20 protein-coding genes, 1 tRNA gene and 1 riboswitch are annotated in these 23007 nt (G+C 71.4%); of the genes, 12 read left to right on the top strand and 9 right to left on the bottom strand.

Going from position 1 to position 23007, the window contains the following annotated elements:
• The first annotated feature begins 231 nt into the window (after positions 1-231).
• From K4B79_RS43390 to K4B79_RS43380, 3 genes are read left to right on the top strand one after another with little or no spacing between them, the layout of a single operon-like run.
• On the top strand, positions 232-708 hold the full coding sequence (locus K4B79_RS43390) for a hypothetical protein (protein ID WP_232032969.1): 477 nt from the start codon (positions 232-234) through the stop codon (positions 706-708).
• Positions 705-2759, top strand: coding sequence for a DUF6571 family protein (locus K4B79_RS43385; RefSeq protein WP_232032968.1), 2055 nt, complete (start codon positions 705-707; stop codon positions 2757-2759). The genes K4B79_RS43390 and K4B79_RS43385 overlap by 4 nt, the downstream gene beginning before the upstream one ends.
• Positions 2756-3322 (top strand): hypothetical protein, encoded by a 567-nt coding sequence (locus K4B79_RS43380; protein ID WP_232032967.1) that lies wholly within the window; start codon positions 2756-2758, stop codon positions 3320-3322. Before K4B79_RS43385 ends, K4B79_RS43380 begins: the two co-directional genes overlap by 4 nt.
• 21 nt (positions 3323-3343) lie before the next feature.
• On the opposite strand, the gene arsM is transcribed toward K4B79_RS43380, so the two are convergent.
• Positions 3344-4117: an arsenite methyltransferase gene (arsM, locus tag K4B79_RS43375; protein ID WP_232032966.1), complete on the bottom strand. Its 774-nt coding sequence runs from the start codon at positions 4115-4117 to the stop codon at positions 3344-3346.
• Between the two features lie 90 nt (positions 4118-4207).
• Positions 4208-4609 carry a hypothetical protein gene (locus tag K4B79_RS43370; protein ID WP_232032965.1) on the bottom strand — a complete coding sequence of 134 codons (402 nt, stop codon included), beginning with the start codon at positions 4607-4609 and terminating at the stop codon, positions 4208-4210.
• A 197-nt stretch (positions 4610-4806) separates the two neighbouring features.
• On the opposite strand from K4B79_RS43370, the gene K4B79_RS43365 reads away from it, so the two are divergent.
• Positions 4807-5277 carry a cation:proton antiporter regulatory subunit gene (locus K4B79_RS43365; RefSeq protein WP_232033024.1) on the top strand — a complete coding sequence of 157 codons (471 nt, stop codon included), beginning with the start codon at positions 4807-4809 and terminating at the stop codon, positions 5275-5277.
• Between the two features lie 974 nt (positions 5278-6251).
• Here the strand turns inward: K4B79_RS43365 and K4B79_RS43360 are convergent.
• A complete protein-coding gene (locus K4B79_RS43360; protein WP_232032964.1) occupies positions 6252-7472 on the bottom strand; it encodes a cation:proton antiporter in 1221 nt (406 codons plus the stop codon).
• 494 nt (positions 7473-7966) lie between these two features.
• Positions 7967-8143 carry a hypothetical protein gene (locus tag K4B79_RS43355; protein WP_232032963.1) on the bottom strand — a complete coding sequence of 59 codons (177 nt, stop codon included), beginning with the start codon at positions 8141-8143 and terminating at the stop codon, positions 7967-7969.
• A 267-nt stretch (positions 8144-8410) separates the two neighbouring features.
• On the opposite strand from K4B79_RS43355, the gene K4B79_RS43350 reads away from it, so the two are divergent.
• Positions 8411-9352, top strand: a complete 942-nt coding sequence (locus K4B79_RS43350; protein WP_232032962.1) for an SCO2400 family protein — start codon at positions 8411-8413, stop codon at positions 9350-9352.
• Between the two features lie 54 nt (positions 9353-9406).
• Here K4B79_RS43350 and K4B79_RS43345 read toward each other — a convergent pair whose 3' ends face one another.
• Positions 9407-10108, bottom strand: coding sequence for a M15 family metallopeptidase (locus K4B79_RS43345; protein ID WP_232032961.1), 702 nt, complete (start codon positions 10106-10108; stop codon positions 9407-9409).
• 47 nt (positions 10109-10155) lie between these two features.
• The gene (locus tag K4B79_RS43340; RefSeq protein WP_232032960.1) at positions 10156-12261 is read right to left on the bottom strand and encodes a glycoside hydrolase domain-containing protein; all 2106 of its coding nucleotides are present in this window, start codon (positions 12259-12261) and stop codon (positions 10156-10158) included.
• A gap of 246 nt (positions 12262-12507) precedes the next feature.
• Here K4B79_RS43340 and K4B79_RS43335 point away from each other — a divergent pair, with 246 nt between their 5' ends.
• Both K4B79_RS43335 and K4B79_RS43330 read left to right on the top strand, forming a co-directional pair.
• Complete coding sequence (locus K4B79_RS43335; protein ID WP_232032959.1) at positions 12508-13665, top strand: sensor histidine kinase; 1158 nt, start codon at positions 12508-12510, stop codon at positions 13663-13665.
• The gene (locus K4B79_RS43330; RefSeq protein WP_232032958.1) at positions 13653-14303 is read left to right on the top strand and encodes a LuxR C-terminal-related transcriptional regulator; all 651 of its coding nucleotides are present in this window, start codon (positions 13653-13655) and stop codon (positions 14301-14303) included. Before K4B79_RS43335 ends, K4B79_RS43330 begins: the two co-directional genes overlap by 13 nt.
• A 116-nt stretch (positions 14304-14419) precedes the next feature.
• On the opposite strand, the gene K4B79_RS43325 is transcribed toward K4B79_RS43330, so the two are convergent.
• Together K4B79_RS43325 and K4B79_RS43320 are read right to left on the bottom strand one after the other, a co-directional pair.
• A complete protein-coding gene (locus K4B79_RS43325; RefSeq protein WP_232032957.1) occupies positions 14420-15124 on the bottom strand; it encodes a GTP cyclohydrolase II in 705 nt (234 codons plus the stop codon).
• Between the two features lie 109 nt (positions 15125-15233).
• Positions 15234-15752 carry a MarR family winged helix-turn-helix transcriptional regulator gene (locus K4B79_RS43320; protein WP_232032956.1) on the bottom strand — a complete coding sequence of 173 codons (519 nt, stop codon included), beginning with the start codon at positions 15750-15752 and terminating at the stop codon, positions 15234-15236.
• 82 nt (positions 15753-15834) lie between these two features.
• Between K4B79_RS43320 and K4B79_RS43315 the strand changes: the two genes are divergently transcribed.
• The 5 genes from K4B79_RS43315 (at position 15835) to K4B79_RS43295 (ending at position 21604) form a co-directional block, all read left to right on the top strand.
• Complete coding sequence (locus K4B79_RS43315; protein WP_232032955.1) at positions 15835-16971, top strand: dihydrofolate reductase family protein; 1137 nt, start codon at positions 15835-15837, stop codon at positions 16969-16971.
• A 761-nt stretch (positions 16972-17732) separates the two neighbouring features.
• A complete protein-coding gene (locus K4B79_RS43310) occupies positions 17733-18854 on the top strand; it encodes an alginate lyase family protein (protein ID WP_232032954.1) in 1122 nt (373 codons plus the stop codon).
• 61 nt (positions 18855-18915) lie between these two features.
• Positions 18916-18989, top strand: a tRNA-Met gene (locus K4B79_RS43305).
• Between the two features lie 323 nt (positions 18990-19312).
• A riboswitch (cyclic di-AMP (ydaO/yuaA leader) is annotated at positions 19313-19469 on the top strand.
• 11 nt (positions 19470-19480) lie between these two features.
• Positions 19481-20509 (top strand): M23 family metallopeptidase, encoded by a 1029-nt coding sequence (locus K4B79_RS43300; RefSeq protein ID WP_232032953.1) that lies wholly within the window; start codon positions 19481-19483, stop codon positions 20507-20509.
• 114 nt (positions 20510-20623) lie between these two features.
• The gene (locus K4B79_RS43295; RefSeq protein WP_232032952.1) at positions 20624-21604 is read left to right on the top strand and encodes an aldo/keto reductase; all 981 of its coding nucleotides are present in this window, start codon (positions 20624-20626) and stop codon (positions 21602-21604) included.
• Positions 21605-21618: 14 nt separating this feature from the next.
• On the opposite strand, the gene K4B79_RS43290 is transcribed toward K4B79_RS43295, so the two are convergent.
• Positions 21619-22986 (bottom strand): PrsW family intramembrane metalloprotease, encoded by a 1368-nt coding sequence (locus tag K4B79_RS43290; RefSeq protein WP_232032951.1) that lies wholly within the window; start codon positions 22984-22986, stop codon positions 21619-21621.
• Between the last annotated feature and the right edge of the window lie 21 nt (positions 22987-23007).

Below are 23007 nucleotides of genomic sequence, written 5' to 3'. Positions count from 1 at the left end.
GACCTCGCCAGCCCCGTCAACCTCATCAGCCCCGTCAACCTCGTACTTCTCAGTGTTTCCGGCCGAACGGGTCGTCCTACGGTGCGTTCGTGGGCGCGGTGACCGGTGCGAGTTGGGGAATCCGTGTGGAGATGGCGGTGAGTGTGAAGTCGGGCATGGTTCCTGTGCGTCCTCTGGGAGAGAGTACGAGTCCGGACGGACACGGATAAATGATCAAGGAGTACGGGGGCCATGGCGTGGGACGAATGGGAGCAGCTCAAGGCGGACGCGGCGGAGCGGCAGTCCACGAGGATGCAGCTCAACCAGTTGCCGCCCGACGGGGGCAGCGGAAGCGGCGGCAACAGCAAGACCTCGCACGGTGATCTCACCGTCGGCCAGGACGATCTGGCGGCGATCGGAGACCGGGCGTTCGCGCTGTTCGACAAGTTGAACAGCCAGGGCAAGGTCGCGGACGCGAGCACGGGAAGCGCCGCGACCGATCTGAAGACCCAGGGCTTCGCGCTCGGCGGCGCGCTGGAACGGGTCGACCAGCAGTGGGAGAAGCAGCTCAGGTCGCTGATCGACGCGTGCGCGCACATCTCCAACCACATGGAGTTCACGGGCAAGGTGCACCAGGGCGACGAGTACCACATCGTCGGTCAGGTCAGCTCGATCTCGACCCTCGACCAGGGCTTCGACGAGAACCCGAACAACCCGGAGGGCCGATGAACCTCAACACCCTCCGCTTCGGTGAGTTCGGGAAGCTCTCCACGGCCGTCGCCGACTGGACCACCCTGGTCACCAACCTGGAGGCCCTGCAGCGGGAGGCCGCCGAAGGTCTCAAGGGGTTCGCCGACAAGGCGAACTGGACCGGTGTGAACTCGCAGGTGACGAAGGGGTTCATCACCAAGACGGCCGGTGAGTTCTCCGACGCCTACAACCAGGCCAAGACGATCCGGAACATCCTCCAGGACACCCACGACGAACTCGTCGGCCATCGCGAACGGCTCAAGACGGCCATCGCCAACGGCCTCAAGAAGAACCTGACCGTCATGGACACCGGCAACGGCTCCTTCACGGTCACCATGAACGTCCACCCGGACCGCGCGGCCGAGGGCCACACGCCGCCCGAGCACACACCGCAGGACGTGACCGCGCTGCGCGACGAGGTGGCGAGGATCCTCGGCGACGCCATCACCAGCGACGAGACGGCCGCGGAGGCCCTGAAGGCGATCGTCGGCCAGGCCGAGCTGGGCTTCTCCGACTCCTCGTTCAAGGACCGGGACTCGGCGGCGCAGTCCCTGAAGGACGCGCAGCGCGTCGCGGACCTGATGAAGAAGGGCGACGACATGTCGCCCGAGGAGTTCGACGAGGTCAACCGCCTCATGGCGGACCACCGGGCCGACCCGCTGTTCCAGGAGAAGTTCGCCACGACCATGGGCCCGCGCGGCACCATGGACTTCTGGGCCGACATGTCCGATCCCTCGGACGGCAGCAGGCTCCTGCACGACCGCAGGGACCAGTTCGCCGAGTTCCAGAAGAACCTCGGCCTCACCCTCGCCGGAGCCACCCAGTCCGACTCGCCCGCCATGCGGAACTGGACCGACCAGATGGTCCAGCTGGGCGACCAGCGCTTCACCCAGCGCGGCGGCGACGTCTACGGCTTCCAGATCATGAGCAACCTGATGCGGACCGGGGACTACGACAACGGATTCCTCAACCGCTACGGCGACAAGCTCGTGTACATGGAGAAGGAGATGGGGATCCCGGACCGCTACTGGCAGATGCAGCCGACGTTCAAGACGAACTTCATCGGCGAGGAACGCGGCCTCGACCCGATGTCCGGCTTCATGAACGCCCTGTCGAACAGCCCGGACGCGGCCACCGAGTTCTTCAAGGACGACCAGCCGCAGGACAACGCGCGCTGGGTGCTCAAGGACCGCCCGTACTTCGACGACAGCCCGCTGCACGACGGCCCCAACGAGGGCAAGGACGCGGCCGGCCGGGCGCTCGTCGCCGCCACCACGGGCATGAACCCCAACGACCCGAACGCCCGCTACGTCGAGCACACCGACGACCAGCGCCGGGTCCTCGACCGCTCCCTGGGGATCCTCGCCGAGTCCAAGGACGACTTCCCGGCCGAGTTCCGCGACGACATGGCCAAGATCCTGGTGAACCACGGCGACGCCACGCACCACACGATGAGCTCGCTCGCGACCGACGAGAACGACCCGCGCCAGCTGGACCGCAAGCAGCTCCTGGAGGTCACCAAGCAGATCTCCCGCGACCAGGGCGCGTACGGCATGCTCAACCAGGGCCTGACCCACGAGATCGTCCACGACATCCACACCGACAAGCCCGGCGACCCGCGCCAGACCCTGCTGCGGGCCGGCGCCACCATGGGCTTCCTGGAGGAGGCGCGCTACCAGGCGCTGGAGGTCGACAAGGACAACCCGACCTGGAGCGCGAAGTTCATCGAGAGCGGGGTCGGCGCCGCGGTCAGCTACATCCCCGTGGCCGGTCCCGTGGTGGACAAGGGTGTGGGCATCGCCGTGGAGGCGTGGAAGCAGGACGAGGAGGCCCGTATCAACGAGGAGAACGCTCGGGTGAAGGGCGAGACGTTCACCGCGCGCGAGGGCCAGCTCCAGGCTCTGGCGCGGGAGTGGATGGCGGCCAATCCCGGCAGTCTGGCGGGCCGCGACGAGTACACGATCACCAACGACATCAACGGCGCCGCGTTCGACGGCAACAACCGGGCGCAGGGACTGGCGGGCAAGTGACGACGATGCGACCGGCCCGGCGGCGCGGCACCCGTGCGCTCGCGGTGGCCGCGTTGGCCGGGGCGCTGGCCCTCGTCTCGGCGGGGTGCGGTGAGTCCGGGGGGTACGCCGTGCCCGACCGGGTGTGCGGTGTCCCCGTGGACGCCGACACGCTCGGGCCGCTGCTGCCCGACGGCGAGAAGGTCACCGAGAGCCACCGGGACAAGGGCCGGGAGAGCGGGTCCTGCCGGGTGACCGTGGACGACACCCTTGTGCTCTACCTCGCCGGGGACGTCACGGACCGTGGCACGGAGGCGGTGTCCTTGGAGGACCGGGGGCTGCGGCGGCTCGGGGAACCGGCCCTCGTCCAGGGGGTGGGGGACAGGGCAGCGGTGGCGGACGGCGGGGCCAAGGCGGTGGCCTCGTGCACGTACGAGGGCGAGCCCCGGCAGTTCGTCGGGCTGGTCCAGCTGGAGTCCGACGACCCGGTCCCCGCGAAGACCGCGGACCGCCGGGACGCCCTTCTGGCGTTCCTGAAGTCCTGGTTCCCGGCGGCGGGCAAGGCCCAGGGCTGCGCGTCCTGAGACCCTGCCCCCTGTGATCCTCTAGGCCGTGAGCGGCTTGGTGGCGCGGACCAGGGCGGAGTGCATGCCGTCGGCGACCGGGTGGGTCGGGGTGATCTGGATGCCCGTGAAGCCGGCGGCCGCGAGGCCCGCCCGGTACTCGGAGAAGGACAGGGCGCCGGCGATGCAGCCGACGTGATCGCCGCGCTCGGCGCGCTGTTCGGGGCCGAGGGTGTCGTCGGCGACGACGTCCGAGACGCCGAGCCGGCCGCCGGGCCTGAGGACGCGGAAGGTCTCCGCGAAGACGGCGGCCTTGTCGACGGACAGGTTGATCACGCAGTTGGAGATGACGACGTCGACGGTGCCGGCGGGCAGCGGGATGGCCTCGATCGTGCCTTTGAGGAACTCGACGTTCCGGGCGCCCGCCTTCTCGGCGTTGGCCACGGCCAGCGCCAGCATCTCGTCGGTCATGTCCAGGCCGTACGCCTTGCCGGTCGGGCCGACACGGCGGGCGGAGAGCAGGACGTCGATGCCCCCGCCGGAGCCGAGGTCCAGGACGCGCTCGCCCGCGCGCAGATCCGCTACGGCGGTGGGGTTGCCGCAGCCGAGGGAGGCGGCGACGGCCTCGGCGGGCAGGGCGGCGCGTTCGTCGGCCGCGTAGAGGGTGGCGCCGAAGTTCTCGTCGACCTCGACGGGTTGCGGTCCGCAGCAGGCGGTGCCGCCCCGGGTGACGGTGAGGGCGGCGGTGGCGTAGTGCTCGCGGACGGTCTCGCGCAGGCGGGCGGTCTCGCGCGGGTCGGTGGGGTGCTCGCTCATGTCGAACTCCTCGCGTTCTGTGCTGTCAGCCTGCTCCTTGGATCGATGAACGTCAACATAGAGGAGTGTCAAAACAGGGGGCTGGTGCGGCTACGGGCCCGGTGTCACCCGGCGGTAGGCGGCGCGGGCGTGGGCGAGGCGGGCCAGGAGCGTGCCGGCGAGGGTGGCGGCGGACAGACAGGCGAGCCAGAAGGTGTCGCGGTGGCCGGTCCAGGTGAGGGTGCCGGCGGGCGGGACGGCGAAGCCGTTGAGCGTGAGCCAGCACAGTACGACCGTGCCGGGGGCCGCGGTGAAGCGGGCGTGGACGCCGAGCAGGGCGGCCAGCAGGGAGAGGACGGCCAGGGCGGTTCCGGGGTTGTTCGGGCCTATCAGCGCGTTGTGCAGGGCCACCAGGGCCAGGGCACCGCCGAAGGCCGTGGCCCACACCAGCGGGGTGGCGACGGGCTGGGGAACGGGTTTCGCGCCGATCCTCAGGGGCACCAGCTCGATCATGTCCACGCCTCCTCACGGCCCTCCCCGATGCCCACCGGCGTCGGCCGCCACCACGGCGTGGAGCCTGGACACGGATTCTCCCACCAGCCGTCCGGCGCAGTGCCGTTGCCCGATCCCGGACGCTGGCTAGGGTGGCACCCACAGCTGTTCGAACCGACGCTCACACCAGCCAGGGGGCAGACGTGGGGACTCCGCGCCTGAGCAGTACGCCGTTGCCGGGGATCGGGGTCCGCTACGACCTGACCACACGGGAGCGGCGCCGGCTGTCCGTGGTCGCGCACCGCGACGGCGCCCGGACGCTGAACGCGTACCACGAGGACGACCCGGACGCCTGCGCCCTGTCGGTACGGCTGACCTCCGGGGAGGCGGCGGCGCTCGTCGACGCGATGCTGCCGGCGCACCACAGCCCCAGCCTGCTGTCCACCACCGAGCTGGGGCTGGTCGCGGAGCGGATCGAGCTCTCGGCCGTCTCGCACTGGAACGGACGGCACCTGGGCGAGACCCGCATGCGCACCGACACCGGCGTCTCCATCGTCGCCGTACTCCGCCGCGCCGAAGCCATCCCCTCCCCCCGCCCCGACTTCCGCCTGGCCGGCGGAGACACCCTCATCGTCATCGGCACCCGCGAGGGCGTGGACACGGCGGCGGAAATCCTGGCACGGGAGTGATCCCCGGGGCGGGGGTGCCCTGTGCGGCCGGGCGGACGTCTTACGGGGGCGATCCGCCCCGCACCTCGAGCGGCGACTGAGCGGACCTGCCCACCCCGCGCCTGACCTGTATCGCCACGTGGACGTGCTTCCAAGCAGCTTCGTGCGGCCGGGTCGGCACCCTCCCGCCACCGCTTGCCCGGGGAGTGACCTGACACCCGCCTCGCGCGCCCGTCTCGCGCGCCCGTCTCTCGTGCGGTGGGGTCGGCGGGCCGTCTGTATCGGCGGCTGGGAGTGGCCCCTTTCCCCGCTACGACCCGGTCGGCGACCTGCCCGTGCCGCTGCCCGGGGTGAGTCCAAGCCCGTTCCGCGCGGGTGGGTGTGGCGGGCGGCCTGTAGCGGCTCGGGCCCGGACTGACGCCCGTCCGCTACCTCTACGGCTCGGTCGGCGGCCCGCCGGTGGCGGCGGCGCCCGGGGGTGCGCCCAGGCATGCTTCCTGCGGCCTGGTCGGCGGCTTGCCGTGCTGCCCGGGGGTGAGTCCAAGCCCGTTCCGCGCGGGTGGGTGTGGCGGGCGGCCTGTACTGGCTCGAGGCCGGTCCCACGCCCGTCTCCTACCTCTACGGCTCGGTCGGCCGCCCGTACCGGCGCCCGGGAGTGAGTCAACGCCCGCCCGCTATGGCCCCGGTCGGCGGTGCCTGCCCGTGCCGGCGCCCGGGAGCGGGCCCGCGCCTGCTCCCTTCGGCCCGGTCAGCGGCTTGCCTGTGCCGGCGCCCGGGAGCGGGCCCGCGCCTGCTCCCTTCGGCCCGGTCAGCGGCTTGCCCGTGCCGGCGCCCGGGAGCGGGCCCGCGCCTGCTCCCTTCGGCCCGGTCGGCGGTGCTTGCCCGTGCCGGCGCCCGGGAGCGAGCCCACGCCTGCCCCCCCACGGCCCCGTCAGCGGCGCCTGCCCATGTCCGCACCCCGGGGAGGGGCCCGCATGCTCCGCCCCGCCGCCCCCTCAACCGCCCGTCCGGGTCGGTTTCAGGGGCTCGGGGGTTGGGGGAGTCGGATTGAGGGGGGCGGGGTGGAGGCGGGTGGTGAGGTGGTGGGCGAGGGGTTCGGTCCAGCGGGCGGTGATGGGGCCGAGGATGACGAGGATGAGGACGTAGGCGGTGGCCAGGGGGCCGATGCGGGGTTCGGTGGCGACGGCGAGGCCGGCGATGACGATGGAGAACTCGCCGCGTGCGACGAGGGTGCCGCCGGCCCGCCAGCGGCCCTTGGCGGAGATACCGGCGCGGCGGGCGGCCCAGTAGCCGGTGGCGATCTTCGTGAGGGTGGTGACGGCGGCGAGGGCGAGGGCGGGGAGGAGGACCGGTGGGATGTCGGCCGGGTCGGTGTGCAGGCCGAAGAAGACGAAGAACACCGCCGCGAACAGGTCCCGGAGCGGGGTGAGGAGGGCCCCCGCGCCCTCGGCGACCTCGCCCGAGAGGGCTATGCCGACCAGGAACGCGCCCACGGCCGCCGAGACCTGGAGGTGCTGGGCGATACCGGCGACGACGAGGGTGAGCCCGAAGACGACGAGCAGCAGCATCTCCGCGCTGTCCGAGGAGACCGCCCGGCTGATCAGCCGCCCGTGCCGCAGCGCGAGATAGAGGACGGCGCCCACCGTGCCCAGCGCGATGAGCAGCGTGACCGTGCCGCCGGCCAGGCTCACCCCGGCGAGCAGGGCGGTGAGGATCGGCAGATAGACGGCCATGGAGAGGTCTTCCAGGACCAGGACGCCCAGCACCACCGGGGTCTCCCGGTTGCCGAGACGCCGTAGGTCGCCGAGGACCTTGGCGATGACGCCGGAGGAGGAGATCCAGGTGACGCCGGCCAGCGCGACGGCGGCGACCGGACCCCAGCCGAGCAGCAGCGCCATCACCGCGCCCGGGGTCGCGTTGAGGACGAAGTCGACCGCGCCGGAGGGGTACTGGGTCTTCAGGCTGGTGACGAGTTCGGAGGCGCTGTACTCCAGCCCGAGCAGGAGCAGCAGCAGGATGACGCCGATCTCCGCACCGATGGCGACGAACTCCTCGCTGGCCTGCAGCGGCAGGATGCCGCCCTGTCCGAAGGCGAGCCCGGCGAGGAGGTAGAGGGGTATGGGGGAGAAGCCCACCCGTCCGGCGAGGCGTCCCAGCAGGCCCAGGACGAGGATGATCGCCCCGAGTTCGATGAGCATGGCGGTGGTCTGGTGCACGGGCGTCTGTCCTCCGTCGGTCGGTTCGGTGGCGGCGTCTGTGCCTTCGCGGGTGCCCTGGCCGTGCGTCGGGAGCAGGGAATGGGGCGGCGGTGTCGTACAGGTGTGCGGGTGCGCGGGGCCACCCCTCGGAGCCGTCGGCGGCTCAAGGGGTCGGAGAAGAGGGCGGATCGGGCCGGGAGCGGCGGGGTGCACGAGCCTCGACGCGGCTCGACGGTGTCACGGCGTGGGCGCGGGACCACGCCGGACGGCGTGCGGCGTCAGCGCACAGGGCGGTGGTGCGGGCGGCTGAGGCCGGTATCAGGGACGCCGTCGCGAGCGGCGTTGTCGACGCGCACAGGGATGATTCGACCCATGACACGCCCCTCGACTCATGTCGGCGGCGGAACGCCGACCCCCACCACGGCTGAGCAATGCGAAGCTCAGGAGAGCGTAAGCGCTCGGTAAAGGATTCTAGCGCACACGGAACGGACGGTCGGCGACCGCCAAATGGGTTACAGCTGGCCGCTGTTGGCGCCGGACGGAGGCTCCGGCAGGGCCGTGCCGTGCCAGTTCAGCGCCTGTGACGCCTCGTGCTGCGCCTGCTCGGCGACCACCCGCGCTTCCGCCACGGCGTCACCGCGCTCGCGCACCAGGCTGTCGTAGACCGGCAGATGGTCGCTTCCGGACAAGTGCTCGCTTCCGGACGGGTCGGGTGTCACAGGTCTGGTCCTTTTCGATGTCGTACGTCTCTTCCGGTCCGTATGGGTCAGCGTCGCGGATCCGGCCTGGCGTTACCCGGTTTTCGGGGTGCCCCGAGAACCCCCGCACGAGCCTCACACCACCTGCACATGGCTCTGTGGAGGCGTCGTTAGTGTTACTGGCTGCTCGATCCCACGTGCGAACGTGACCGAGCCGCGGCCCGGTGGGGTCGGCGGCCCCATACAGGAAGACCGCAGATGGACTACTGCTCCTCGTGTCGTCGGCATCTCAACGGCGCCCTGGTGTGCCCCGGGTGCGGTGCCTACGCCCCCGACATCGCCCCGGCCGCGGCCGACGGCCGGATCGCTCCGGCCGCCGTCGCCCTGACGGTGGCTCCGACGGCCGCGCCGGACTCCACGGCCTGGGACGCCTGGTACGACGGCCGCCCCTACGACGAGACGGTCGAGCCGGGCGACGCGGGTGAGCCGGACGTCGACGCCGAGGGTGTGCCCATCGCGCCCGAGGGGCGGGCGGCACGGCGTCGTCAGCGCGCCCGCTGGAAGAAGAACCAGCGCCGGGCCGTGGTCGCGACCGCCGTAGCGCTCGTCGGCGGCGGCCTGACCCTGGCCTCCATGGACCGGCAGTCCGGCGACCACACCCAGGCGGCCACCGCCCCCCTGGACCCCGGCACCGGTGTCGAGGAACAGACGGCCCAGGTGTCCGGCCCGACCGGGACCCAGCCCGGGACCCGCCACACCACATCCACGCCGGCGCGCTCCGCCTCGGCCTCGGCCGGCCACGAGAACGGGCGCTACGTCACCGCCGCGCAGCGCACCACGGCGTCGAACACCGCCCGTACGGACTCCGCCACCGCTCCTCGCGAGACGACGGCGTCCACCTCTCAGGTCCGCTCCACCGTCACCTCGGCCTCCGACACGGTCTCCCAGGTCACCGGCACGGCCGGCAGCACGGGCACGACGAACACCACGGGCAACACCGGCACTTCGGGTACGTCGGGCACCTCGGGCGGTTCGTCGGGCTCGACCGCCACGACGCCCACCGACACCGCCACCGACGGCACCGGCACCTCCGGCTCCGGGACGTCCGGCTCCGGCACGGGAGCCTCGCAGTCCGACAGCTCCACCTCCGCGACCTCGCCGTCGGGGATCTGCGTGCTCGGCCTGCTCTGCATCAGCTGAACCCGGTACGCCACGACGAAGAACCCCGGGGCCTCGGCCCCGGGGTTTCGTCGTCTACGCGGCCTGCCTGCGCTGCAACGCCCGTGCCGCCGAACGGCGGTCGCCGTCCTGGGTGTCCCGGGCGATGCCGGCGCCCTCGCCGGGGGAGGCGTTCCAGGCGCGGAGCTTGTCGGCGACGCGCCCGAGCGCCGGGGAGGTGGGCGGGACGTCGATCTGGAAGTGGCTCTCGTCGGGGGTGGCGAAGTCGCCGCCCCACTTCACCACGCCCTCGCAGTCCGCGAGGATGTCGCGGATCACCGCGGCCTGGGGCGCGAAGAACCCGCCCCTCACGCCCGCCGGGTAGCAGTCCGGGCGGATGTCGACGGCCGTGCCCGAGGCGTGGTTGGTCTCGTAGCCCTTGGTCGTCGCCGGGGCCCGGTAGCCGATCACGTCGCCGGCGCGCAGCGCCTCGATCTCGTAGTGGAAGCGGCGGACGACGTGCACGAGGATCGTCTCCACGTCCCCGATCGCCACCGCGACGCCGAAGCCCGTGCCCGGCACCGGGCGCGTCCAGACACTGCCGCCGTCGTCCGGGGCCGCGGCGATCGGCCAGCCGTTGGCGGAGACCGCGCCGGAGCCGGCCGCGGTGTCCGACGCCGTCGAGCCCGAGGTGGCGCCGCCGCTCGCCGAGGCCGTCACCGCCGTACCGGAGACCGCGCCCACCGCGACCGCCGTGGTGACCGCCGAGCGCAGGAAGTGCCGTCGTGTTGCTGCCATGGGTGTGCTCTGCTCTCTTCTCTGGGTTCGTCGGCTTCCGATGACCGTCAACGGCCCGCGCGCAGCGGCGCGTAGTACTTCTCCAGCACCTGGTACAGCCCCAGCTGGACGGGCCCGTCCAGGAGCCGCAGGGTGCTGTGGTCCGTGTCGGCCAGGCCGGGGCGCGGCAGGCCCAGGTCGTGGGCGGACGTGATGAGGGCGTAGGCGACGGTGTTGACGCGGAACGTGGTGTCCTCGCGCAGCTTGCGCCCCATCGCGCGCACGTCCGCCGGGTCGTTCGCGTCGAGGATCGGGCCGCGCAGGATGCGCTGCCGGACGCAGTGGTTGCGGGCCGCGACGGCCGCCTTCGGCGAGAGCGTCGTGCCCGTGCGCTCCGCCCACAGCACGCTCGCCGCGATCAGCGCCTTGCGCATCCGCAGGGTGCGGGCCAGGTCGGTCAGTACGGCGTCGTAGGCGATGAGGGTGTCGAAGGCCGCGGTGGTGCTGGTCGCCCCGGAGGCGATCGTGGTGGACGTGGGTGTCGGGTCGCCGGTGCCCTCCTCCGGGATGCCCCAGGACTGGAGGTAGGCGCGGACGTCGGCCAGGGCGACCGCGCGCCGGGAGAGGTCGAAGCGGACGTCGAGGTCGGTCGCGGCGCCCGGGGGGTCGTAGGAGATCTGGCCGCGGTCCCGGCCCGAGGCGATGTTCTTGTCGATCTCGATGGCGCCGTCGCCGCTGCCCACGGAGAGGGTGACGATCTGGTCGAAGGCCCAGTCCTCGGGCAGCGGGGAGGCCACGTTCCCGGTGTACGCGGTGGACATGTCGGAGACGAAGCTCGCCGAGGTCAGGCCCTCGCCGCCGACCCGGGAGCAGACCGCGCGCGGGCCGTAGATACCGGTGCGGTAGCCCGCGCCGTCGGCGTCGATCGCGGCCTTGAGCGCCCGGAAGTAGGGGAGGACGCCGGTGGTGACCTCGGCGTCCACGGCGTCGTAGTCGACCGCGAAGTAGATACGGGTGCCGGGGCGGAAGCCGTGGTAGCGGGCCCAGTAGAGGGCGTCGGCGGCGTCCGAGGTGCCCTGCGCGGCGGTGAAGTAGCTCGCGGCGGCCCCGTTGGTCTGGTAGATCGGGAAGCAGGCCAGGCCGTTGTCGGCCATGACCTTGAGCTCGCCCGGCTTGATCATCTTGTCGAGGCTGGTGCCCGACACGTTCGACAGATACCGCCCGACCACCTCGTACCCGGCGGCGGCCAGCTCCTTGGCCCGGGCGGCGGTGACCTCGGTGGAGCAGTCCGCGGCGGTGCCCGGACGGGAGGTGTCGCCGGTGGAGACCAGCAGGGACGCCCAGGTAGCGAAGTCGCCCTTCCCGGTCACCGGCAGCCGTACGAACTCCTGGAAGGCGCCCACCCGTACGGCCAGCCGCGCGTCGAAGGTGTCCGTGAAGACGACCCCGCGCCGCCGGTTGAACGCCATCGCCGCCGAGAACAGCCGCACCCACGCCCCGGTGGACCCCACGCCCACCGGGTTGTTCCGGACACCCGCCTGGGTGCCGGGCCCGAAGACGCCGTTGGCCACGTCGTCGGTCATGCCGATCTCGTACTGCACGGCGAACATCAGCGCCCGCTGCACGTCCCGCGAGTAGCGGCCGTCGCAGGCGATGACGAAGAAGTTCGCCCGGCCGATGTAGGTGGCGTTGAGCCAGCGCTGGGCCGCGCGGACGGTGTCGTCGCCGCCGTCCTTGAGCGTGTACGCGTCCATGTTCAGGAGCGCCTTGAACAGCTTGGGCACCACCGCGTCGCCGGGGAACGGCACGTCGAGACCGGCGTCCGCCTTGATCTCCCGTACGGCGGCGGCGACCCGGGCGTTGTACGTGCCGTCGATGTCCCCGCCGTCGTAGCCCTTGCAGTACAGGGCGGACTGGAGGATCCGTATGACGTTGGCCGGGGCGGTCGAGGCCGCGTCGATCGACGGCCACTTCTCGGTCAGCGTGCGCAGGGTGGTGGGCCCGAAGTTGTCCGCGAGGGCGGTGATGCCCAGCTCGTACTGGAGGGCGCGGATCAGGGCGAACAGCGTCGGCCAGGTCACCACGCCGGTCTCGTCGACCTTGGTGATGCCCGGTACGTCGCCATAGGTGCTGTTGATGAATCTCTGGGCGCGCAGCACCATCTCGTCGGCCATGGGCGGCTTTCCTCTCACATGGGGGGGTGAGGGAAAGCAAACATCAGCAACATCACAGGTCCACCAGCGCCTCTTCGTTACCGGCCGGTCTCCTCGGGAGGATCACGGAACCTTCGCATCCCGCACGTTTCGGCAAGCCGCCGTTTCGCGGCCGGTCGCCGTTGTGCGCCTGGTGGAGTCCGCTCCACCGTCGTCCGGGTGCCTGCTCCCCCGACCGCCCGGTGACCTGTCCCTTAGCGTTGGCGCATGTGGACAACGGTGCGGGAGGCCGCCCGGGCGACCGGATACCTGGTGGTGGTCGCGGCGATGACCTTCGCGCTGTACCTCTTCATCACCGTGCTGCTGATCACCGCCGTCGGCACCGTCGCGGTGGTGGGCGCCTGGATGCTGCCCGAGACGGTTCTGGTGATCCGCCGGATCGCCGGGGCCAAGCGGAAGATGGTGGCCGCGTGGACGGGCCGGCGGATCCCCGAGGCGTACCGGGCCGTCGAGGGCACCCTGCGCGAACGGCTGCGGACCGCCGTACGCGATCCCGGCACGCTGGTCGACCTGCGCTGGATGGTCGCCTCCTACGTCTACGGCGCCCTCCTCGCCCTCGCGCTCCCGCTGTGGCCCCTCGGGCTGGTCGTCGACGGGGTGGGGTGCGGGCTGCTGCGGCGGCGGGCGGTCGTGCTGCCGCTGATCACCCGGCTCGCGGACACCGAGGCCCGCTGGTCGACCGCCCTGCTCATGCCCTCCCCGCAGGCCCGCCTCACCGCGCGGGTCGAGGAGCTCAAGGAGACCCGGGCCGACGCGATCGCCGCGCACGGCGCCGAACTGCGCCGTATCGAGCGCGACCTGCACGACGGCGCCCAGGCCCGCCTGGTGGCCCTGTCGATGCGCATAGGGCTCGCCAAAAGGGCCTACGACCGTGATCCCGAGGGTGCGCGCAAGCTCCTCGACGACGCCCAGGACCAGGCCGAACAGGCGCTCACCGAGCTGCGGCACGTGGTGCGCGGCATCCACCCGCCGATCCTCACCGACCGCGGTCTGGCCGGGGCCGTCCGGGCGCTGGGCGCGAGCAGCGGGCTCGCCGTGACCGTCGACGGCGGTGAGGTGGAGGAAGGTGGCGTGCGGGCGCCCGCGGCCGTGGAGGCCGCCGCCTACTTCGTCGTCGCCGAGGCGCTGACCAACGCCGCCAAGCACAGCGGCTCCCCGATCGCCGAGGTCCGCCTCGCCCGTACCCGGCGCGGACTCGCCGTCCGCGTGCGCGACGACGGCCGGGGCGGCGCCGACGAGTCCGGCGACGGCTCGGGGCTTCTCGGCATGCGGCGCCGGGTCGCCGCGCTCGACGGGGTGTTCCATGTGACCAGTCCCGTCGGAGGGCCGACCGTGATCGAAGTGGAGTTGCCGTGCGTGTGGTGATCGCCGAGGACAATGCCCTGCTGCGGGAGGGACTGGTGCTGTTGCTGACCTCCGCCGGCCATGAGGTCGCGGCCGTCGTCGGCACCGGTCCGGAGATCCTTCCGGCCCTGCTGGAGCACCGGCCCGAGGTGGCCGTGCTCGATGTCCGGATGCCGCCGGGGTTCCGGGACGAGGGGCTGCGGGCCGCGCTTGAGGCGCGCAGGGAGATTCCCGGGCTGCCGGTCCTGGTCCTGTCCCAGTACGTGGAGGAGTCCTACGCCGCCGAGCTGCTGGCCGGGGGCAGCAGTGGGGTCGGCTATCTGCTCAAGGACCGGGTCGGGCGGGTGGACGAGTTCCTCGACGCGCTGGAGCGGGTGGCGGGCGGGGGGACGGCGTTGGATCCCGAGGTGGTGACCGAGCTGCTGACCCGGCGCCGGGACACTCCGCTGGACTCGCTCACCCCGCGCGAGCGGGAGGTGCTGGCGCTGATGGCCGAGGGGCACGACAACGCGACCATCGCCAAGACGCTGGTGGTGACCGAGCGGGCGGTCCACAAGCACATCGGGAATGTGTTTCTGAAGCTGGGGCTGCCGGTGAGTGACAGTGGGCATCGGCGGGTGCTGGCCGTTTTGGCTTATTTGGCGCACGCGGCCCGGTGATGTGTGGGGGCGGTGGTCTCGGGGTGCGTGGTCTTGGGGTGCGGCTCCGGGGTGGGTGTGGCTTTTGGTGCGGGGTGCGGGGTGCGGGGTGCGGGGTGCGGCGTGCGGCGTGCGGGTCAGCCTGCGTGGAGGCCCGTCAGTTCTCCCAGGGGGAGCGTGTGGTGCGTCTGGAGCACCTTCGCGCGCAGGTAGCGGACGTTGTGCGCGGTGGTGAAGACGCCGGTGGGGGTGCGGTCGCGGACGTCGATGCCCAGGTCGCGGAGCTGCTCGGCCTTGTCGGGGTTGTTGGAGAGCAGGTCCAGGGTCGTGACTCCGAGCGCCTGGAGCATCTGCGCCGCCGCCGTGTAGTCACGGGCGTCCTCGGGCAGGCCCAGCGCGGTGTTCGCGGCGTACGTGTCGAGGCCCTGGTCCTGGAGGGCGTACGCGTCCAGCTTGTTGTAGAGGCCTATCCCGCGGCCTTCCTGACGGAGGTAGAGCAGGATCCCGCCGCGGTCCGCGATGCGCTCGACCGCCTCGCGCAGCTGCGGGCCGCAGTCGCAGCGGGCCGAGCCGAAGACGTCCCCGGTCAGGCACTCGGAGTGCAGCCGGACCAGGGGGGTGGTGCCGGGGGCGGCCGGGTCGCCGAGGACGACCGCCACGTGTTCCTGGCCGTCGGCCAGGCCGTGGAAGGTGACCAGTTCGGCGTCGACCGCGTAGCCGTCGTGGAAGCGCAGCGGGACCCGGACCCGGGAGCGCTGGGTGGCGGCCGGGATCTGGGTGGCGGCGGGGGTTGGCGTGGCGGCCGGGGCCGGGGTCGGGGTCGCGGCGGGGAAGTCGGGCATGCGGGTTCTCCCGGGTCCGTGCTCACTGCTGTTTCAGATTTGAAGCAGCTCTCTGGGTGAGGACCCTACCCCATGCTTGAAATTTGAAGCAACTGGTTTGTGGTGCTCGTCATGAGCAGGTGGGGGGCGTGGAGCGGCGTCGCCACGGCACGTCGTCCATGGCGGGGCGGGTCGTGTCGCCCTCCAGGGCGAGGGTGATCCCCGTGCAGATCTCCTCCAGCTGGCCCACCTGCTCCTCGGTGAGATGGTCGAAGAGCGAGGCCCGGACCGTCTCGACGTGGCCCGGCGCCGTGCGTTCCAGTACGGTCATCCCCTCGTCGGTCAGTCTGGCGATGCTGCCCCTCTTGTCCCACCGGCAGTTCTCCCGCCGGATCAGACCGTCCTTCTCCAGCCTGGTCACCGCGTACGTCAGCCTGCTCCGCGTGATCTTCAGGCTCTCGGCGAGCTCCGTCATGCGCAGGGCGCGTTCCGGGGTCTCGGAGAGGTTGGCCAGGATGGAGTAGTACAGGTGCGGCATGCCGGCGTCCTGCTGGAGCTGCCGGTCGAGCGTGTCCTCCAGGAGGTGCGTCGCGGCGATGTACGCGCGCCAGGCGCGTTGCTCCCTCGAGGTGAGCCAGCGAGTCGTCATGCCGCCAGTGTAGGTTTGTTTCAAACTTGAACCAAGCCCTGCTTCGCCCTGTCGTTCAGTCAGCCCCGGGAGCGCCGAACCGATGCCCCTTCCCTACGTCCTCCTCTCCGCCGCCGTCTCCCTCGACGGCTACCTGGACGACACCGGGCCCGACCGCCTGCTGCTGTCCGGCCCCGCCGACTTCGACCGGGTCGACGAGGTGCGCGCGTCCGTCGACGCGATCCTTGTCGGGGCGGGGACCATTCGGGCCGACAATCCCCGGCTGCTGGTCAACTCGCCTGTGCGGCGGGCCGCGCGGGTGGCGGCGGGGTTGCCGGAGTATCCGCTCAAGGTGACCGTGAGCGGCTCCGGGGACCTTGATCCCGGTGCGCGGTTCTGGCACACGGGGGGTGACAAGGTCGTCTATACGACCTTGGCGGGGGCCGAGGTGGTGCGGGAGCGGGGGGTGGCCGCCGATGTGGTGCCGCTCGGGGCGGAGCTGTCCTGGCCGGTGCTGCTGGAGCATCTGTACTCGGTGCGGGGGGTGCGGCGGCTCATGGTCGAGGGGGGTGGGCGGATCCATACGCAGCTGCTGCGGGAAGGGCTTGCGGACGAGCTCCAGCTGGTGCTGGCGCCCTTGTTCGTGGGTGATCCCGATGCGCCTCGGTTGTTCGGGCCCGGGGGGTATCAGGGTGGGCGGCTTCGGCTGGTGGAGACTCGGCGGATCGAGGACGTCGTGCTGATGCGGTACGAGCCGACTGCGCCGGGGGTGGGGCGGGGGGTGTGTGCGGCGGACCGGCACTGGCTGGCTCTCGCGTGTGAGCTGGCCGCGGAGTGTCCGCCTTCGCGGACGGCGTTCAGTGTGGGGGCGGTGGTGGTGGCCGCGGACGGGACGGAGCTGGCGCGCGGGTACTCCCGTGAGGGGGGCGACCCCGTGGTCCACGCGGAGGAGGCGGCCATCGCGAAGATCGCCCCCGACGATCCGCGACTGCCCTCCGCCACGGTCTATTCCAGCCTCGAACCCTGCGCCCGCCGCGCTTCCCGCCCCGCCCCCTGCGCCCGCCTCATCCTCTCCGCCGGCATCCACCGCGTCGTCACCGCCTGGCGCGAGCCCGACACCTTCGTCCCCGCCGCCGACGGCAACGGCCTCCTCTCCGCCGCCGGCGTCGACGTCGTCCACCTCCCCGAGTACACCTCCCGCGCCAAGGCTCCCAACCACCACCTCATCTACGACGCCTGACAGATGCCTGCGGCGCGCTGTGCGGCTCCGGTGGGGGCGTGCGTAGCGCCTGCGGTCCGGTGGGTGGGTCGGGGCCGGGTCGGGGGGTCTCCGTCCTCGGTCCGGCGGAACTGTGTCTCCGGGTTGTGCTGCGTGTCGGACGCCGGCCGCTGCGGGCGGACACCCCCCGCCCCGTCCCCTTCCCGCCGTGGGCGGCTACGACGCCAACGGCCGACGGTGCTTGATGTCCCAGGGCGACTGCAGGTGCCTTCTTTTAGGGGCGCGGGGCTGTATCGATTTGCGGCTCCGCCGCGTGGGCGCGACCAGCCACAACGGACCCGCAGACGTGCTACGACCGCACGAGGCACCCACCTCAGGGGCGCGGGGAACTGCGCGACCAACCACAACGCACCTGCAGCCGCCCCACGACCTCACTCGGCAGGTCGGATGGCGCCCCCCGCACTCTCAGACATAGGGCAACCCTGGTCCCCCTAGGGGCGCGGGGAACTGCGCGACCAGCCCCACGCACCCGCAGACGACACGCGACCCCACCCGGCACCCCCCCCGCACAATCACCCCGCACTAGACCGAACGGCCCACCATTTCAGGCGGCTCAACCCCCGGAGGGCCACGCTGCGAGGGGGAGGAAGGGAACCCGGAGTGAGAGGCGCGCGGAGGTGTTGATGAGGTCTGCCCGAAGACGTGCCGTGGGTGTCGTGGCCGTCGCCTTGGTCGCAGGGCTCCTGGGATCCTGCGGAACCCCCGGGACGGGCACGCGGACGATGGCGAGGGCGTTGCCGGCGGACGCGGAGTTCACGCATCCGGGGGTGCTGGTGAGCAAGGGGCAGCTGGACGTCGTACGGGAGAAGGTCGCGGCGGGGAAGCAGCCGTGGTTGAAGGCGTACCTGGGGATGAGGGACAGCAAGTACGGGGCGTACAGGTACCGGCCGGAGCCGTATGTGACCGTGGCCTGTCCGGCGGGGGACATGGCGGGGCACGGGTGTGTGGAGGAGCGGGAGGACGCGCTCGCGGCGTACACGCAGGCCCTGCTGTTCGGCATCACCGGCAAGCGGCGGCACGCGGTGAAGGCCAGGGAGATCATGGACGCCTGGTCGGCGCGGATCAGGCGGCACACGGAGGAGAACGCCGGGCTGCAGACCGGGTGGGCGGGGGCGACCTGGGCGCGGGCGGCCGAGATCGTGCGGCACACGCCGGGCGGGGGCTGGCCGGCGGACCGGGTGCGGCGGTTCGAGAACATGCTGCGTACCGCGTATCTGCCCGAGGTGACGAAGAAGGTCCCGGACTTCAACGGCAACTGGGATCTGGTGATGACCGACGCGGCCATCGGCATCGGCGTCTTCCTCGACGACCACAGGGTCTTCGACCACGCTCTGGAGCGGTTCCGGGAGCGGGTGCCCGCGTATTTCTACGTGGAGAAGGACGGCGGCGTGCCCCTCACCCCGCGGGGGAGCGGCGTGGACACCCCGCAGGAACTCACGGCGTACTGGTTCCGGCAGACGACGTACAAGGACGGCATCGCGCAGGAGACCTGCCGTAACTTCCGGCATGTCGGGTACTCCATCGCCGCGACCGCGCATGTCGCCGAGACCGCCTGGCATCAGGGCGTCGATCTGTACGGCGAGGTCAAGGACCGGCTGAAGGCCGCGCTCTCCTTCCACTCGCGCTACCAGGCGGGGGAGGCCGCGCCCGTGTGGCTGTGCGGCGGGAAGGTGGAGCGGAGCATGGGGCCGGATCTGGAGGTCGCCCTGAACCATCTGGAGGGGCGGCTCGACGTCTCCGTTCCGGCCGCGCGCAAGCTGGTCGAGGAGACCAGGCCGGGTGGTACCGACGATCTGTTCGTCGCCTGGGAGACACTCACGCACGCGGGCAATCCGGGCCGCTGAGGGCGGCGGACTCCGGCGATGCGACTTCTGTCCTGCGGATGGCGTACAGTGGTCTCAACGACGCGGGGTGGAGCAGCTCGGTAGCTCGCTGGGCTCATAACCCAGAGGTCGCAGGTTCAAATCCTGTCCCCGCTACTGAAGGCCTGGGGCCGGAATCCGAAAGGGTTCCGGCCCCAGGTCGTTTTGCTTGTCGGGAGTGGACTGAGTGGCCTGAGTGGTTCCTTGATCGTTGTCACGAGGGGTGAGTGGGTGGGTCCTCTCCGGTAACAACTGACATACCGTCAGTTCCTGTGTGGCTTCTGAGGCGTGGTCAACTCGCCCGTTTTTTGCCGCTCATGGGCCGTAAGTCCAGGCGGATTTCGTTAATGATCAAGCGGAACAGCTTGGAATCGAGCCCTCACGTCTATTAACGTTCGATAACGCAGCGCGGTCGTCCCAGCCGTCACAAGAGGCGGCTCCGTGCTCACGCGCCGAATCCTGCAAGGAACCGGGGAACCATCACCTTGGGGTGAATCGCGCGGATGCCACCGTGGAACCACGGTCGGTATACGCGCGTAGGAGACCTTCCTGCTCCGAACCCGTCAGCTAACCCGGTAGGCGATAAGGAAGGAAAGGAGTACGCCCACGTGGCGTCCAACCCGCCTGCCCCAGAGGCCCCGTTCGTTCCGGGTCAGCGTGACTCCGGCACCCTTGTGTACGGCGGCTACGCCGGCGACGAGGCCCCCTTGGGAGAGTGGAACCCCACCGCGGAATCCATTCGCCCCGTACGCGGCCGGCATCGCGTCGCCAAGCAGCGCGGCGGACTCGCCCGCAGCTCCACCGTCCTGGGCGTCGGTGTCATAGCCGCCGTCGGCGCGGGCGGCATGGCCAGCGCCAACACCGGCAAGCCGCCGGTCTCCATCTCCCTGCCCGACCTGGGCTCCGTGGGCTCCCTCATCTCGGACGGCTCCGACGACGAGCCGGTCGCCACGACCACGCTCAGCACCCTCGGTACGACCACCGCGGACACCGCGCAGGGCACCTCCGACGCCGGTGAGGCGCTGCGCTCCCGGATCCTGGCCCAGGCCGAGCGGCAGCAGGACCAGGTCGAGAGCAAGGCCGCCGCCGAGGCCGCGGCCGCCGCCGAGAAGCAGGTCGCCGACGCGGCCGCCAAGGCGGAGAAGGAAGCCAAGGAGAAGGCCGCCGCCGCGAAGAAGAAGGCGGAAGAGGAGGCCGAGAGGAAGGCTGAAGCCGCGCGCCTCGCCGAGCTGGCCAAGCAGTTCACGCTGCCGACCTCCTCGTACACCATCACCTCCACGTTCGGTCAGGCCGGCTCGCTGTGGTCCTCCGGCTACCACACCGGCCTCGACTTCGCCGCGCCCACGGGCACGCTCATCAAGGCGGTCCACACCGGCACGATCACCCAGGCCGGCTGGGACGGTTCGTACGGCTACAAGACCGTCCTCACCCTCGATGACGGCACCGAGATCTGGTACGCCCACCAGTCGTCGATCAACGTCAGCGTCGGCCAGAAGGTCAACACCGGTGACGTCATCGGCCGCGTCGGCGCCACCGGCAACGTGACCGGCGCCCATCTGCACCTTGAGGTGCACACCAGCGGTGGCGGCGACATCGACCCGATGGCCTGGCTGCGCGGCAAGGGGCTCAACCCGTAACAGCGGCTCCCATGACGGATCCTCCGCCTGTCCGGCATCCGGCGGAGGATTCTTTGCGGGGAGTTTGCGGCCGGAGCGGAAGGCCGTCCTCCGGGGCGGGCGTTGATGTGAAGCATGACTGCTTTTTCCGGTTCTTCTGCTTCTGCTTCCTCGCCGCTTCGTAAGCTCGGTACCTCGGATCTTGAGGTCTTCCCGCTGTCTCTTGGCGGGAATGTCTTCGGCTGGACCGCCGACGAGGAACGGTCCTTCGCCGTCCTCGACGCCTACACGGCCGCCGGCGGCAACTTCATCGACACCGCCGACTCCTACTCGGCCTGGGTCGACGGGAACTCCGGCGGTGAGTCCGAGACCATCATCGGCAAGTGGCTGAAGGCGCGTGGCAAGCGTTCGGACGTCGTGATCGCCACCAAGGTCAGTCAGCACCCGGAGTTCCAGGGGCTGTCCGCCGCCAACATCAAGGCCGCCGCGGACGCCTCCCTGCGCCGCCTGGGGACGGACTACATCGACCTCTACTACACCCACTTCGACAAGCCCGAGGTGCCGGTCGAGGAGATCATCGGCGCGCTCGACGAGCTGGTGAAGGCGGGCAAGGTGCGGCACATCGCCGCCTCCAACATCTCGCCCGAGCGGCTGGAGGCCTCCCTCGCCTTCTCCGAGCGCGAGGGGCTCGCCCGGTACGTCGCCCTCCAGCCCCACTACAACCTCGTCTCCCGCGACACCTACGAGGGTGACCTCCAGGCTCTGGCCGAGCGCTCCGGTCTCGCCGCCGTTCCCTACTTCGCCCTCGCCTCCGGCTTCCTCACCGGCAAGTACCGGCCCGGTACGACGGTCGACAGCGCGCGGGCGGCCGGGGGTGCCGGCAAGCACCTGGAGACCGAGCGCGGGCGCCGGGTCCTCGACGCTCTGGACGAGGTCGCGCAGGCCCACGCGGCGCCGGTCGCCACGGTGGCGCTCGCCTGGCTCGCCGCGCAGCCCACGGTCGCGGCGCCCATCGCTTCCGCGCGGACGGTGGAGCAACTGCCGGCGTTGCTGGGGGTGGGGGAGCTGGCTCTGACGGAGGCGGAGGTGGCTCGGCTGACGGAGGCGTCGGGCTGATTCCGCGGTAGCCGCTACGAGCGGTACGGGTTGTAGTTGTACGCGGAGTACGGGAGCGTCGTGCGGGTGGCTGGGGCTGGGGGGCCATAGGTGTAGCCGTAGCCGTACGCGCCGTGTACCGGCCACGGTGGCGCCGTCACCGCTACCGGCGGTGCCGTCATCCTCGCCGCGTGGTCCAGTGCGGGACGTGCCACCTCGCGGCGCCACCACAGCTCGTGCAGCAACTCCCGCTCCCGTACGACGAAATCGGCGCCCGCCCGGCCGCGGCGTCCCCGATGCCGCAGGAACGCCAACGACGTCGCGTACGACTCGTACTCCGACACCGCCCGTGCCGCCGGCTTTCCGCCGCGCCGCAACGCGTACTCCCGGGCCAGCCGTCGCGCCCGCATCGAGCCGAGCGCGTACGGCTCGGCCGGGGTCAGCCAGCCCGCCGCGACGTAGGCGGGCAGTTCCTCGCGCACCGTCCGCAGTTCGCGCTGCCTGGTCCAGACGACGAGCCAGGTCAGCAGGCCGAACGCGGGCACCATGAACACCGCGTAGACCGCGAAGAACCCGTACTCGCCGAATGTCGACGAGCCGTTCCACATCGCGTGCATGCCCATCGCGAGCAGCAGTCCGGACAGGGGGAGCAGCACGCGCCGCACGTGGTGGCGTTCCGCCGAGAGCGCGGAGATGCCGAAGCCGATGCCGGTGAGCACCGTGAACAGCGGGTGCGCGAACGGCGACATGATGATCCGTACGAAGAACGTCGCCGCGGTGACGGACGCGATGCCGCTGCCGCCGCTGAGCTGGTCCGTGCCGAACGCCGTGCCGAGGTAGAGGATGTTCTCGGTGAACGCGAAGCCGGTCGCTGTGACGCCGGCTATCACCACGCCGTCGACGATCCCGGTGAAGTCTCGTCTGCGGAAGAGGAAGACCAGGAGGACTGCGGCTGCCTTTGCTGTCTCCTCGACCACCGGCGCTATCACCGTTGCGCCGAGGGTGTCCGCGCTGGACGGGTCCGCCGTGGCCATGGCTATCCATCTCGTCGCGAAACTGTTCGCGATGATCGCTATCAGCGCCGCCGCGCAGGCGCCCCACGCGAACGAGAACAGCAGGTTCCGCCAGGGGCCCGGTTCGACCCGGTCCAGCCAGCGGAACGCGGCGATGAGCAGCGGTACGGGGAGGATGGCGAGGGCGAGACCGACCAGGAATCCCTGGGTGCCGGTCTGTTCGCGGACCAGGGCGAGGATGACCAGGCCGGAGAGCGCGAGCAGGGTGCTCAGGGCGGCGTAGCGCACCCACGTCCGCTGCCACCACTGCGCGTGCCGCGGCGTCGCGCCGCCGGCGGGGGCGCCGGTGGGGCCGCTGGGGGGCGTCGGGTACGGGGGACAGATGGCCACAGCATCGACCTTAACGAGACA

It is taken from the genome of Streptomyces lincolnensis (genome assembly GCF_021173675.1).
Taxonomy (GTDB): domain Bacteria; phylum Actinomycetota; class Actinomycetes; order Streptomycetales; family Streptomycetaceae; genus Streptomyces; species Streptomyces lincolnensis_B.
The sequence above is the reverse complement of the archived record's forward strand: the minus strand, read 5'-3'. Positions and strand labels throughout refer to the sequence as shown.